This window comes from Burkholderia sp. MSMB1459WGS, assembly GCF_001534535.1.
Lineage (GTDB): Bacteria > Pseudomonadota > Gammaproteobacteria > Burkholderiales > Burkholderiaceae > Burkholderia.
On the sequence record NZ_LPMU01000041.1, the window covers coordinates 75,406 to 90,647 of the forward strand.

A 15,242-nucleotide genomic window follows, 5' to 3' on the forward strand; every position below is an offset into this window, starting at 1 on the left:
TGTGCTCGTCGAAGCAACGTTTCCAGGGTCGTGAAAACAACTGTTATTGATTAGCGGAAAATTTACCGGGTGACGAAGGGGGTTAAAAGTAAAATATGCCGATTCAATAATTCTCGTCGATTCGTTCTTGTTTGTTTTTAATCCATTCAACCAATTCGGATTGGTGAAGGGGCGGTGTTTTTCCAAAAAAACATCGAATAACGCATTCCGGTATTTATCCCCGGCATTTTGAATGCGCCGAGTGAATGCCCGGTGTCGTCGATTCTCTTATGGGAAGGTGTGATTATGCGTATGCGCATGGGCTCGAACAAAAAGCGCGCGGAAGCACGTCCGAAACTCCTCGTCCCGACCGGCATGCTGGTCGCGCTGGTCGGCGCCGGGATCGTCCCCGCCGACGCCCTGGCTGCCTGCACCGGAACGACGACCGTCAGTTGTACCGGAGCCAGCACGTCCTATTCGAACGGCACGAACAATCTGAACCTGACCGTCCAGTCCGGCGCGACCATTTCCGTGGTGCCGTTGTTCGGCGGCACCGCGCTGTCGCTGACGGGCAGCGGCGTCACGCTGACCAACAACGGCAGGATCGACCCCGCGTTGTCCGGGCTGAGCGTCGTGTCGAACGGCACGGTGGTCGGCAATAGCGGGTCGGCGAGCACCGTCAACGTCACGAACACCAGCACGGGCGTGATGATGGGGTCGACGAGCTCGCTGGTCAACGGGCCGGCTTTGACGGTCAACAACGGCATCGGCGGCACGACGAACATCACGAACGCCGGCATGATCGGTACGACCGGCCTGCTCGGCTTCGGCGCGGGGCCAACCGCGCAGGTCGTGACCACGTCGGGCGGCGCACAGACCAACTTCACCAACACGAGCAGCGGCACGATCAACGGGTCGGTGGCGCTCGCGCCCAGCGGCACGCCGGGCGCAGGGAACACGTTCACGAACGCCGGCACCGTCACGGGCAACGTGTCGCTGGGTGCGGCCCTCGGCACGTCGAACACGTTCAACGCGCTGACCGGATCGTCGGTCGGGCTCGGCGTCGACGCCGGGCTGGGCGGCAACAACACGCTCAACCTGCAGCTGAACACGGCCGCCGGCGGCGCGACGAACGGCGCCATCGCGGTCGATACGTACGGCAATTTCAACAACCTCGCCGTGCAGGGCGGCACGTGGGACATCACCGGCGCATCGACCGCGACGAACGCGTCGCTGACCGGCGGCACCGCGATCGTCCACGGCGCCGGCGCGCTGGGCACCGGCACGATCATCGGCGGCGGCGGCACGCTCGAGGCCGGCGCGGCCGGCGTGAACCTGCTCAACAACGTGACGCTGACGGGCGGCCTGACGGTGGACGGCGCGAACGGGCTCGGGTTGTCGGGTGCGATCGGCGGCGCCGGTGCGCTGAACGTGAGCGGCACCGGCACGCTGGCGCTGAACGGCGCCAATTCATTCACGGGCGGAACGAATCTGACGGGCGGCGGCGGGCTCCTCGTCGGCACCGCGACGGCGCTCGGCGGCGGCGCGCTGAACGTGACGGGCACGGGCGGCACGCTCGGCACGAGCGTCGGCGGCACGGTGCTCGGCAACGCGGTGAACATCGACACCGGCGTCACCCTGGGTCTGAACGGCTCGGCCAATCTCGGGCTGGGCGGCGTGATCGCCGGCAACGGCGGGCTGGCGCAAACCGGCTCGGGCACGACCACGCTGCTCGGCCTGAACACGTTTACGGGGGGCACGACGTTGAGCGGCGGCGGGCTCATCGCCGGCACGGGCGCGGCACTCGGGACGGGGGCGCTGCACGTGAGCGGCACGGGCGGCTCGCTGGCGACGAACGTGGGCGGCACGCTGCTCGGCAATGCGGTGAATCTCGATGCAGGGGCCACACTGGGCCTGAACGGCGCGGCCGACCTGAGCCTGGGCGGTGCGATCGGCGGAAGCGGCAGCCTGGCGCAATCGGGTGCCGGCACGACGACGCTGCTCGGCGCGAACACGTTCTCGGGCGGCACCGCACTGAGCGGCGGCGGGCTGATCGCCGGCAACGGCGCGGCATTGGGCACGGGGGCGCTGAACGTATCCGGCACGGGCGGCACGCTCGCGACGAACGTCGGCGGCACGCTGCTCGGCAATGCGGTCAACCTGGGCGCGGGCGCGACGCTGGGCCTGAACGGCGCGGCCGACCTGAGCCTGGGCGGTGCGATCGGCGGGAGCGGCAGCCTCGCGCAATCCGGTTCCGGCACGACGACGCTGCTCGGCGCGAACACGTTCTCGGGCGGCACCACGCTGAGCGGCGGCGGGCTGATCGCCGGCAACGGCGCGGCATTGGGCACGGGCGCGCTGAACGTATCCGGCACGGGCGGCACGCTCGCGACGAACGTCGGCGGCACGGTGCTCGGCAATGCGGTCAACCTGGGCGCGGGCGCCACGCTCGGCCTGAACGGCGCGGCCGATCTCGGCCTGAGCGGCGCGATCTCGGGCGCGGGCGGCCTGGCGCTCGGCGGCACCGGCGCCACGACGCTGTCTGGTGCGAACACGTTCACGGGCGGCGCGAGCCTGACGGGCGGCGGCAGCCTGATCGTCGGCGGCAACTCGGCGCTCGGCGTGGGCGGCGCGTTGAACGTGAGCGGTCTCGGCGGTTCGCTGAGCGCCGATCTGGCCGCCGGCGCGGCGCTTGCGAACGGCATCAACCTGAACGGCGCATCGCTGACGCTGAACGGCGCGAACGACCTCGGCCTGAGCGGCGCGATCGGCGGCACCGGCGGTCTCGTGCTGAGCGGAACGGGGACGACGACGCTGTCCGGCGCGAACACCTTCGGCGGCGGCACGACGCTGAGCGCCGGCACGCTGCTGGCCGGCAGCAATACGGCGTTGGGCAGCGGTGCACTGAACGTCGCCGGCACGGGCGGTGCGCTCGGCGCGAGCGTGAGCGGCACGACGCTGGGCAATGCGGTGAACCTCGGCGCGGGCGCGACGCTCGCGTTGACCGGCGCGAACGATCTCGGCCTGAACGGCGTGATCGCCGGTACCGGCGGCCTCGCGCAAATCGGTTCGGGCATCACGACGCTGACCGGCGCGAACACGTTCACCGGCGGCACGACGCTCGCCGGCGGCGGAATCCTCGCCGGCAACGCCGCCGCGCTGGGCACGGGGGCGCTGAACGTGACCGGCGCGGGCGGCTCGCTCGGCACGACCGTGGGCGGCACGGTGCTCGGCAATGCGATCCAGCTCGGCGCGGGCGCGGCACTGACGGTTGGCGGTGCGAACGATCTCGGGCTGGGCGGGATCATTTCCGGCGCGGGCGGCCTGACCGTGAGCGGCCCGGGCACGACGACGCTCACCGCGGCCGAGACGTTTACCGGCGGCACCACGATCGGCAGCGGCACGCTCGCGATCGGCGCGGGCGGCAGCCTCGCCGCGTCGAGCCCCGTCAACCTGACGGGCGCCGGCGCGCAGTTCAACATCGCCGGTGCGACCACGCCGCAGTCGATCGGCACGCTGTCGGGTGTCGCGGGTTCGACGATCGATCTCGGTTCGAACAACCTGACGCTGGCAGGCAGCGGCAGCGGCGTCTTCGCCGGCAACATCGGCGGTGCGGGCGGGCTGACGCTGTCCGGCACCGGCTCGCAGGCGCTGACCGGCAACAACACATACGCGGGCGGCACGGCGCTGACGGGCGGCAGCCTGATCGTCGGCAGCGGCGCGGCGCTCGGCGTCGGCGCGCTCGACGTCAACGGCTCGGCGTCGCTCGGCGCAAGCGTGCCGGGCGTGACGCTCGGCAACGCGGTCAATCTCGGTACCGGCGTCACGCTGGGGCTGAACGGCGCGAACGATCTCGGCCTGAGCGGCACGATCGCCGGCAGCGGCAGCCTCGCGCAAACCGGTACCGGCACGACGACGCTGCTCGGCGCGAACACGTTCTCGGGCGGCACGACGTTGAGCGGCGGCGGACTGATCGCCGGCAACGGCGCGGCGCTCGGCACCGGTGCGCTGAATGTCAGCGGTGCGGGCGGCACGCTCGCGACGAACGTCGCCGGCACCGTGCTCGGCAACGCAGTGAACCTGGGCGCGGGCGCGACGCTCGGCCTGAACGGCGCGGCCGATCTGAGCCTCGGCGGCGTGATTGCCGGCGACGGCAGTCTTGCGCAAACCGGCACCGGCACGACGACGCTGCTCGGTGCGAACACGTTCACGGGCGGCACGACGCTGAGCGGCGGCGGCCTGATCGCGGGCAACGGCAGCGCACTCGGCACCGGCGCGCTGAACGTGACGGGCACGGGCGGCTCGCTCGGCACGAGCGTCGGCGGCACGGTACTCGGCAATGCGGTGAACCTGGGTGCGGGCGCGACGCTGACGGTCGGCGGCGCGAACAACCTGGGCCTGGGCGGCGCGATTTCGGGCGGCGGCAACCTCGCGGTGAACGGCCCGTCGATCACGACGCTCACGGGGACGGGCAGCTACACCGGCAACACGACGATCGGCAACGGCAGCACGCTCGCGGTGGGCGCGGGCGGCAGCCTGTCCGGCGGCAGTTTGTTCGACCTGGCCGGCACGGGCGCGACGCTCGACCTGAGCGCGGCCACGTCTCCGCAGGCGACGGGCGGGTTGGCCGGCGTCGCGGGCGCGACGGTGAACCTTGGCGGCAACACGCTGACGCTCGGCGGAGCCGGCAACAACACCTTCGGCGGCACGATCGGCGGCGCTGGCGGGCTGACGCTGTCCGGCACCGGGACCGAAACGCTGACCGGCGCGAACACGTACACCGGTGGCACGACGATCAACAGCGGCACGCTGGCGATCGGCGCGGGCGGCAGCCTGTCGGCGGGCGGCGCCGTGAATCTGGGCGGGGCCGGCGCGACGTTCGACCTCAGCGGCGCGACGACGCCGCAGACGACCGGCACGCTGTCGGGCGTGGCCGGTTCGACGGTGAACCTGGGCGGCAACAACCTGACGTTGGGCGGGACGGGCAGCGGCACGTATGACGGCACGATCGGCGGCACGGGCGGTAGCCTGACGCTGGGCGGCACGGGCACCGAAACGTTGAACGGCACGAACACGTACACGGGCGGCACGAGCCTGACCGGCGGCGGCACGCTGATCGCGGGCAACGGCTCGGCGCTCGGCACCGGCGCATTGAACACGAGCGGCGCGGGCGGCACGCTGGCCGCGAGCGTCGCGGGCACGACCCTGAACAATGCGGTGAACCTCGGCACGGGCTCGGCGCTCACCCTGGGCGGCACGAACGACCTCGGCCTGGCCGGGATCGTGTCGGGCGGCGGCAGTCTCGCGCAAACCGGCAGCGGCACGACGACGCTGTCCGGCGCGAACACCTATACGGGCGGCACGACGCTGAGCGCCGGCGGCCTGTCGGTCGGCAACGACACGGCGCTCGGCACGGGCGCACTCGGCGTCACCGGCAGCGGCGGCACGCTCAGCGCGAGCACGGCGAACCTGCTGCTGGCGAACGCCGTCGATCTGGGCGCCGGTTCGACGCTGAATCTCGGCGGTGCGTTCGACTTCGGCCTGAACGGCATGATTTCCGGCGCGGGCGGCGTGGTGCAGTCCGGCTCGGGCACGACCACGCTCGGCGGTGCGAACACCTACAGCGGCGGGACGACGTTGAGCAGCGGCGGACTGAGCGTGGGCAGCAACACAGCGCTCGGTTCCGGCGCATTGAACGTGACCGGCAACGGCACGCTGAACGCGAGCGTGAGCGGTACGACGCTCGGCAACGCGGTCACGCTCGGCTCGGGCGCGACGCTCGGCCTGAACGGCGCGAACGATCTCGGCCTGAGCGGCACGATTTCCGGCAGCGGCGGCCTTGCGCAGACCGGCGCGGGCACCACGACGCTCACCGGCACGAACACGTACACGGGCGGCACCACGCTCGCCGGCGGCGGGCTCATTGCCGGCAACGGCAGCGCACTGGGTTCCGGCGCGCTGAACGTGACGGGTGCGGGCGGCTCGCTCGGCACGAGCGTCGGCGGCACCACGCTCGGCAATGCGGTCAATCTCGGCGCAGGGTCGACGCTGACGGTTGGCGGTGCGAACGATCTCGGGCTGGGCGGCGGGATCTCGGGCAGCGGCGGTCTGTCGGTCAGCGGCCCGTCGACGACCACGCTCACGGGCGTGAACACCTATACCGGCAACACGACGATCGGCGGCGGCAGCACGCTGGCGGTCGGCGCGGGCGGCAGCCTGTCGTCGGGCAGCGCGCTCGATCTCGCCGGCACGGGCGCGACGCTCGACATCAGCGCGGCAACCACGCCGCAGACGAGCGGGATGCTGTCCGGCGTCGTGGGCACGAACGTGAACCTCGGCGGCAACACGTTGACGCTGGCCGGTACCGGCAACGGCAGCTATGCGGGGACGATCGGCGGCACCGGCGGGCTGACGATGGCCGGCACGGGGACGGAAACGCTGACCGGCACCAACACGTACACGGGGGCGACGACGATCAACAGCGGCACGCTGGCGATCGGCGCGGGCGGCAGCCTGTCCGCGAGCAGCCCGGTGAATCTCGCCGGCGCGGGCGCGACCTTCGACGTCAGCGGCGCGACTACGCCGCAGACGACGGGCACGCTCTCGGGCGTGGCCGGTTCGACGGTGAACCTCGGCGGCAACAACCTGACGCTCGGCGGGTCGGGCAGCGGCACGTACGACGGCACGATCGCGGGGGCCGGCGGCAGCCTCACGCTGGCGGGCACGGGCACCGAAACGCTCACCGGCAACAATACGTACACGGGCGGCACGAACCTGACGGGCGGCGGCACGTTGATCGCGGGTAGCGGCTCGGCGCTGGGCACGGGCGCGCTGAACACGAGCGGCGCAGGCGGCACGCTCGGCACGAGCGTCGCGGGCACGACGCTGACCAATGCGATCAACCTCGGTTCGGGCTCGACGCTGACGGTTGGCGGTGCGAACAATCTCGGTCTCGGCGGCGCGATCTCGGGCAGCGGCAACCTGGCGGTGACCGGCCCGTCGACGACGACGCTTACCGGCGCCGGCACGTACACCGGCAACACGACGATCGGCGGCGGCAGCACGCTGGCGGTCGGCGCGGGCGGCAGCCTGTCGTCGGGCAGTGCGATCGATCTGGCTGGTGCGGGCTCGACGCTGGACGTGAGTGCCGCGACGACGCCGCAGACGACGGGCGTGTTGTCGGGCGCAGCGGGTTCGGCTGTGAACCTCGGCGGCAACACGCTGACGCTCGGCGGGTCGGGCAGCGGCACGTTCGGCGGTACGGTTGGCGGCACGGGCGGGTTGACGCTGTCGGGTACCGGTACGGAAACGCTGACGGGCAACAACACGTACACCGGCGCGACGACGATCAACAGCGGCACGCTGGCGATCGGCGCGGGCGGCAGCCTGTCGGCGAGCAGCCCGGTGAACCTGGCCGGTGCGGGCGCAACGTTCGACGTCAGCGGCGCGACCACGCCGCAGACGACGGGCACGCTGTCGGGCGTGGCCGGTTCGACGGTGAACCTGGGCGGTAACAACCTGACGCTCGGCGGCACGGGCAACGGCACGTACGGCGGCACGATCGCCGGCGCGGGCGGCAGCCTGACGCTGTCGGGCACGGGTACCGAAACGCTGACCGGCAACAACACGTACACGGGCGGCACGACCCTGAGCGGCGGCGGCACGTTGATCGCGGGCAGCGGCTCGGCGCTCGGCACGGGTGCGCTGAACACGAGCGGTGCAGGCGGCACGCTGGCCGCGAGCACGCCGGGCACGACGCTCGGCAACGCGGTGAATCTCGGCAGCGGCTCGACGCTGACGGTCGGGGGTACGAACGATCTTGGCCTTGGCGGCGCGATCTCGGGCAGCGGTAACCTCGCGGTGACCGGCCCGTCGACGACGACGCTGTCGGGCGCGAACACCTACACCGGCAGCACGACGATCGGCGGCGGCAGCACGCTCGCGGTCGGCGCGGGCGGCAGCCTGTCGTCGGGCAGCGCGATCGACCTGTCCGGCACCGGCGCCACGCTCGACCTGAGCGCGGCCACGTCGCCGCAGACGAGCGGCGCGCTGTCCGGCGGCACGGGCACGAACGTCAACCTGGGCGGCAATACGCTCACGCTCGGCGGTTCGGGCAGCGGCACGTACGCGGGTGTGATCGGCGGCACGGGCGGGTTGACGCTGTCGGGCACCGGCACCGAAACGCTGACGGGCACCAACACGTACACCGGCGCGACGACGATCAACAGCGGCACGCTCGCGATCAGCGGCAACGGCAGCCTCTCGTCGAGCAGCCCGGTCAGCCTGACGGCGTCTGGCGCGACGCTCGACCTGAGCGGCGCGTCGTCGCCGCAATCGACGGGCGCGATCTCGGGCGTGGCGGGCTCGACCGTGAACCTGGGCAACAACAACCTGACGCTCGGCGGCTCGGCCAGCGGCACCTACGCGGGCAACATCGCCGGCACGGGCGGCGTAACGATGTCGGGCACCGGCACGGAAACGCTGACCGGCACCAACACGTACACCGGCGCGACGACGATCAACAGCGGCACGCTGGCGATCGGCGCGGGCGGCAGCCTGTCGGGGACGACGCCGGTGAGCCTGACGGGTGCGGGCGCAACCTTCGACCTGAGCGGCGCGACCACGCCGCAGACGACGGGTACGCTGTCCGGCGTGGCCGGTTCGACGGTGAATCTCGGCGGCAACAACCTGACGCTCGGCGGCACGGGCAGCGGCACGTATGACGGCACGATTGCCGGTGCAGGCGGCAGCCTGACGCTGGGCGGCACGGGCACCGAAACGTTGAACGGCACGAACACGTACACGGGCGGCACGAGCCTGACCGGTGGCGGCACGTTGATCGCGGGCAACGGTTCGGCGCTGGGCACGGGCGCGCTGAACACCAGCGGCGCAGGCGGCACGCTCGGCACGAGCGTCGCGGGCACGACGCTCGGCAACGCGGTGAACCTCGGTGCAGGCTCGACGCTGACGGTCGGCGGCGCAAACAACCTGGGCCTCGGCGGTGCGATCTCGGGCAGCGGCAACCTCGCGGTGAGCGGCCCGTCGACGACGACGCTCACCGGCGCCAGCTCGTACACCGGCGGCACGACGATCGGCAACGGCAGCACGCTGGCAGTCGGCGCGGGCGGCAGCCTGTCGTCGGGCAGTGCGGTCGATCTGGCAGGCGCCGGGGCCACGCTCGATCTGAGCGCGGCCACCTCGCCGCAGTCGACGGGCGCGTTGTCGGGCGTATCGGGTTCGACGGTGAACCTCGGCGGCAACAGCCTGACGCTCGGCGGGTCGGGCAGCGGCACGTACGACGGCACGATCGCGGGGGCCGGTGGCAGCCTGACGTTGGCGGGCACCGGTACCGAAACGCTGACCGGCAACAACACGTACACGGGCGGCACGACGTTGAGCGGCGGCGGCACGCTGCTCGCCGGCAACGGCTCGGCGCTCGGCACGGGCGCGCTGAACACCAGCGGCGCAGGCGGTACGCTCGGCACGAGCGTCGCAGGCACGACGCTGACCAACGCGATCAACCTGGGTTCGGGCTCGACGCTGACGGTCGGCGGCGCGAACAACCTGGGCCTCGGCGGTGCGATCTCGGGCGGCGGCAACCTCGCGGTGAGCGGCCCGTCGACGACGACCCTCAGCGGCATCGGCACGTACACCGGCAACACGACGATCGGCGGCGGCAGCACGCTCGCAGTCGGCGCGGGCGGTAGCCTGTCGGCGGGCAGCGCGGTCGATCTGTCGGGTACAGGGGCCACGCTCGACCTGAGTGCCGCGACGACGCCGCAGACCACGGGCGCGCTGTCCGGCGCAGCGGGTTCGGCGGTGAACCTCGGTGGCAATACGCTGACGCTCGGCGGGTCGGGCAGCGGCACGTTCGGCGGTACGGTCGGCGGCACGGGCGGGTTGACGTTGTCGGGCACCGGCACCGAAACGCTGACGGGCACCAACACGTACACCGGCGCGACGACGATCAACAGCGGCACGCTGGCGATCGGCGCGGGCGGCAGCCTGTCCGGCAGCAGCCCGATCAATCTGGCCGGTGCGGGCGCAACGTTCGACGTGAGCGCGGCGACGACGCCGCAAACGACGAACGCGCTGTCGGGCGTCGCGGGTTCGACGGTGAACCTCGGCGGCAACAACCTGACGCTCGGCGGTACAGGCAGCAGCACGTACGGCGGCACGATCGCCGGTACGGGCGGCAGCCTCACGCTGGCCGGCCCGGGCACCGAAACGCTGACCGGCAACAACACGTACACGGGCGGTACGAGCCTGACGGGCGGCGGCACGCTGGTCGTGGGCAGCAACACGGCGCTCGGCACCGGCGCGCTGAACACCGGCGGCGCAGGCGGTACGCTGGCCGCGGGCACGCCGGGTACGACGCTGACCAACGCGGTGAACCTCGGTACGGGCTCGACGCTGACGGTGGGCGGTGCGAACAGCCTCGGTCTGAGCGGCCCGATCTCCGGCAGCGGCACGCTCGCGCTCAGCGGCCCGGCGACGACGACGCTTTCCGGCGCCAACACGTACACCGGCGGCACCAGCGTCACGGGCGGCGGCACGCTGGTCGCCGGCACGCCGACCGCACTCGGCAGCGGCACGCTGAGTGTCGGCGGCAACGGCGGCACGCTCGGGACCAGCGTGCCTGGCACGACGCTCGGCAACGCCGTGAATCTCGGCACGGGTTCGACGCTGACGGTGGGCGGCGCCAACAACCTCGGCCTGAGCGGCCCGATCTCGGGCGGCGGCAATCTGGCGGTGAGCGGCCCGTCGACGACGACGCTGAGCGGCGCGAACTCGTACACGGGCGGCACGACGATCGGCGGCGGCAGCACGCTGGCGGTCGGCGGCAACGGCGGCCTGTCGGCCGGCAGCGCACTGACGCTGGCCGGCAACGGCGCGACGCTCGACGTCAGCGGCACGACGACACCGCAGACGGCCAGCGCGCTGTCGGGCGCGGCGGGTTCGACCGTGAATCTCGGCGGCAACACGCTGACCGTGGCCGGCCCGACGGGCGGTTCGTTCGGCGGCACGATCGCGGGTACCGGCGGCTTCGCGGTGCAGGGCGGCGGCACGCAGACGCTGACCGGCGCCAACACGTACACCGGCGGCACGACGATCGGCAGCGGCAGCATGCTCGCGCTTGCCGGCGCAGGCAGCCTTGCGCCGACGAGCCCGGTGACTCTCGCCGGCAGCGGCGCGACGCTGGACCTCACGGGTTCGGCCGCACCGCAGTCGATCGGCACGCTGTCCGGCACGACGGGTTCGAACGTGAACCTCGGCGCGACGCCGCTGACGGTCAATACCGCCGGCACCAGCTCGTTCGCGGGCACGCTGTCGGGTACCGGCCCGCTGACGCTGGCCGGCACGGGTGCGCAGGTGCTGAGCGGGACCAACACGCTGTCCGGGCCGACCACCGTGGCGGGCGGCACGCTCGCGGTCACCGGTTCGCTGGCCAACTCGCCGGTGACCGTCGGCAACGGCGCGACCGTCACCGGGACGGGCACGATCGGCGGCCTGGTCGTGTCGGGCGGCGGTACCGCATCGGTCCTCCAGCTCGGGCAGCCGCTGAAGGTCGCGGGCAACGCGACCTTCCAGCCGGGCTCGACGCTGCAGGTCGGCGCCACGCCGCAACAGAGCGGCGGCCTCGACGTCACCGGCTCCGCCACGCTCAACGGCGGGTCGGTGCAGGTCGTCGCGGCGACCGGCCAATACCAGCCGGGCAAGCTCTACACGATCGTGAATGCCGGCGCGGGCGTGCAAGGGCAGTTCAGCGCGGTGAACTCGACGTATGCGTTCCTCACGCCGACGCTCACGTACAACCCGGCGCAGGTGCTGATGTCGCTGGCGCCGAACGGCACGCCGTTCTCGTCGGTTGCGACGACGCCCGACGGGCAAGCGGTGGCGGGTGCGGTCGGCACGCTCGGCGCCGGCAACCCGCTGTTCGATACGGTGCTGACGACGGATGCGCCGACCGCCAACCGTGCGTTCACGCAACTGGCCGGCGACCTGTATCCGAGCACGCGCAGCGTGCTGCTGTCGGATAGCCGCTACGTGCGCGACGCGGTGCTCGATCGTGCGCGGCTCGGTTCGCAGCCGGGCGGGGCGCTCTGCGGATGCGAGGCGCCGGTGTCGGCGGACGATCACTCGGCGGCGCTCGACCGGCGCATGGCCGCGGAGAACGGCTGCACGCCGGCCAAGTCGTTCAAGCCCGCGGTGTGGGGCCGGCTGTACGGTTCGCATAGCCGGTTCGACGGCGACGGCGTCGCTTCGATCGATCGCAACCTGTACGGCTTCGTCGTCGGTACGGATGCGGAAGTCAGCAGCCACTGGCGCGTCGGTATCGCGGGCGGCGCGTCGCGCAGCCAGCTCAATACCGACCAGAACGAGTCGGCGAAGGTCAACGGCGAGACGATCGCGCTGTACGCCAGCGGCCGATACAACGCGTGGAACGTGCGCGGTGGCGTGTCGCAGTCGTGGTACCGCGTGCATAGCGAGCGCAATCCGTCGTTCGGCAGCTTCTCCGATCACGACACCGCGAGCTACGACGCGAACGCGACGCAGGTGTTCACGGAGATCGGCTACTCGACGGCCATTCGCAACGTCGCGCTCGAGCCGTTCGTCGGGCTCGCGTTCGCGAGCCTGCACACCGGCGGCTTCAAGGAGAACGGCGGCGCGGCTGCCTTGCAGGGCGATTCCGACACGACGGGCCTCGGCTTCTCGACCCTCGGCGTGCGGGCCTCGACCGACGTCGCGGTCACGACGAAGGGCAAGGTCACGGCGTTCGGCACGGTCGGCTGGCGGCACGCGTTCGGCAATACGCAGCCGGCGTCGAAGCTGTCGTTCGCGAGCGGCGGTTCGCCGTTCAGCGTGGTCGGTGTGCCGGTCGCGCGTGACGCCGCGGTGCTCGAGGTCGGTGTCGACGCGGCCGTCACGAAGAACCTGTCGCTCGGGTTGTCCTACAGCGGCCAGATCGGCGGCAGCATCAGCGACCACGCGCTGTACGGCAATCTGTTGTGGAAGTTCTAAAGGGAGGCGGGGGCCGCTCGCGACGGAAGGTATCGTCGTGAGCGGTCAATCGTCGATCGAGGGTTGGATGATGGTCGTTTTTCGGATTCGCATTGCATAAGTTTCGTGATGCGAATCAATTTTCATGAAGTGCGTCGCTTGATGTCTGGTGTCCCGTTGCATCGGCCTGTTTAAACCTGTTTCAACGCTTTACCGTATCGGGCAATCCGCGAACGATTCGCGCCGCCTTCGGGCGATGGGGTCCAAGCGTCATCGCTCGAGTTGCTCCGCGGTTGTCCAATCGAAATGAGGTTATTCATGAAAACGAAAATGAACGCGAAATTGACAGGCATCGCCTTGTCGGTCGGGGTTTTGTTCAGCCTGGCCGCCACGGTGTCTCAGGCGGGGGTGCTGGCTTCCCCGCAGGGAAGTGTCAGCAAATCCGACGGCCTCATCGTCGCAGGCGGATCCCCCGCGCCCGGGGAACTCGTCGGCACCGTGACGGGATGGGGGAACGGGGCGGTGACGGTCGGCAGTCCGAACGCAGGCGGTATCTCGATCGGGCTGGCAGGGACGGGGACGGGAAGCGCGACCATCGATATCGGTAGCGGATTACTCGAGCCGGTCGCAGGCGTGGCCGGTACGGTGACGGGGGCTTTGGGTGGTGTCGGCGGCGGCGGTGGGACCGGTGGTCTCGGTGGTGTGGTTGGAACGGTGACGGGTGCGCTGGGCGGTATCGGTGGTGGCGGGACTGGTGGTCTCGGTGGCGTCGTTGGAACGGTGGGCAACGCGGCAAGTGGCGCGGTCGGTACGGTGACGGGTGCCTTGGGTGGGGTCGGCGATCCGACCGGCGGGCTTGGTGGTGTGGTCGGTACGGTAACCGGCGCCTTGGGTGGCATCGGTGGCGGGACTGGTGGCCTCGGTGGCGTCGTTGGAACGGTGGGCAACGCGGCAAGCGGTGCAGTCGGTACGGTAACGGGCGCCTTGGGTGGTGTCGGCGATCCGACTGGCGGGCTTGGTGGTGTGGTCGGTACGGTAACCGGCGCACTGGGTGGTATCGGTGGCGGGACTGGCGGCCTCGGCGATGTTGTCGGCACGGTAGCGAATACGGCGACGGGTGCGGTCGGAACGCTGACTGGCGCGCTGAGTGGTGTCGGCGGCGGGACTGGTGGTCTCGGCGGTGTTGTCGGCACGGTAGCGAATACGGCCACGGGTGCAGTCGGTACGCTGACTGGTGCTTTGGGCGGTGTTGGCGGCGGGACCGGTGGTCTCGGTGGCGTCGTTGGAACGGTGGGCAACGCGGCAAGTGGCGCGGTCGGTACGGTGACGGGTGCCTTGGGTGGAGTGGGCGATCCGACCGGTGGGCTTGGTGGCGTGGTTGGCACGGTAACCGGCGCCCTGGGTGGCATCGGGGGCGGCGGGACCGGTGGTCTCGGTGGCGTCGTTGGAACGGTAGCCAACGCGGCAAGCGGCGCAATCGGTACGGTAACGGGCGCCTTGGGTGGTGTCGGCGATCCGACTGGCGGGCTTGGTGGTGTGGTCGGTACGGTAACCGGCGCCCTGGGTGGCATCGGTGGCGGCGGGACTGGTGGCCTCGGCGGTGTTGTCGGCACGGTAGCGAACACGGCGACGGGTGCGGTCGGAACGCTGACTGGCGCGCTGGGTGGCGTCGGCGGTGGGACCGGTGGTCTCGGTGGCGTTGTCGGAACGGTGGGCAATGCGGCAAGTGGCGCTGTCGGTACGGTGACGGGTGCCTTGGGTGGAGTGGGTGATCCGACCGGCGGGCTCGGCGGTGTTGTCGGTACGGTAGCGAATACGGCGACGGGTGCAGTCGGAACGCTGACTGGTGCTTTGGGTGGTGTCGGCGGTGGGACCGGTGGTCTCGGTGGCGTCGTCGGCACGGTAGCGAATACGGCGACGGGGGCAGTCGGAACGCTGACTGGTGCACTGGGTGGTGCTGGCGGTGCGACCGGCGGTCTCGGTGGCATCGTGGGCACGGTCGGTAACACGGCAACGGGTGCAGTTGGAACTGTGACTGGCGCCTTGGGCGGTGCCGGCGGCACGACTGGCGGTCTCGGCGGCATCGTAGGCACGGTAGCCAACTCGGCAACAGGCGCAGCCGGAACGCTGGCCGGCGCAGTGGGCGGTGCTGGCGGCGCGACCAGCGGTCTTGGCGGCATCGTAGGCACGGTAGCCAACTCGGCCACCGGTGCAGTCGGAACGTTGGCCGGCGCAGCGGGTGGTGTCGGCGGTGCGACCGG

1 protein-coding gene and 1 pseudogene are annotated in these 15,242 nt (G+C 71.3%); both read left to right on the forward strand.

What is annotated here, in order from left to right:
- Positions 1–285 precede the first annotated feature (285 nt).
- Positions 286–13,002 carry an autotransporter-associated beta strand repeat-containing protein gene (locus WT97_RS16705; protein ID WP_060353844.1) on the forward strand — a complete coding sequence of 4,239 codons (12,717 nt, stop codon included), beginning with the start codon at positions 286–288 and terminating at the stop codon, positions 13,000–13,002.
- 297 nt (positions 13,003–13,299) lie between these two features.
- A pseudogene (locus WT97_RS35195) lies at positions 13,300–15,242 on the forward strand (hypothetical protein); the annotation flags it as partial.

Excerpts from the sequence above, each read along its gene's own strand:
- WT97_RS16705 (WP_060353844.1), top strand. The coding sequence starts at position 286 with ATGCGTATGCGCATGGGCTCGAACAAAAAGCGCGCGGAAGCACGTCCG.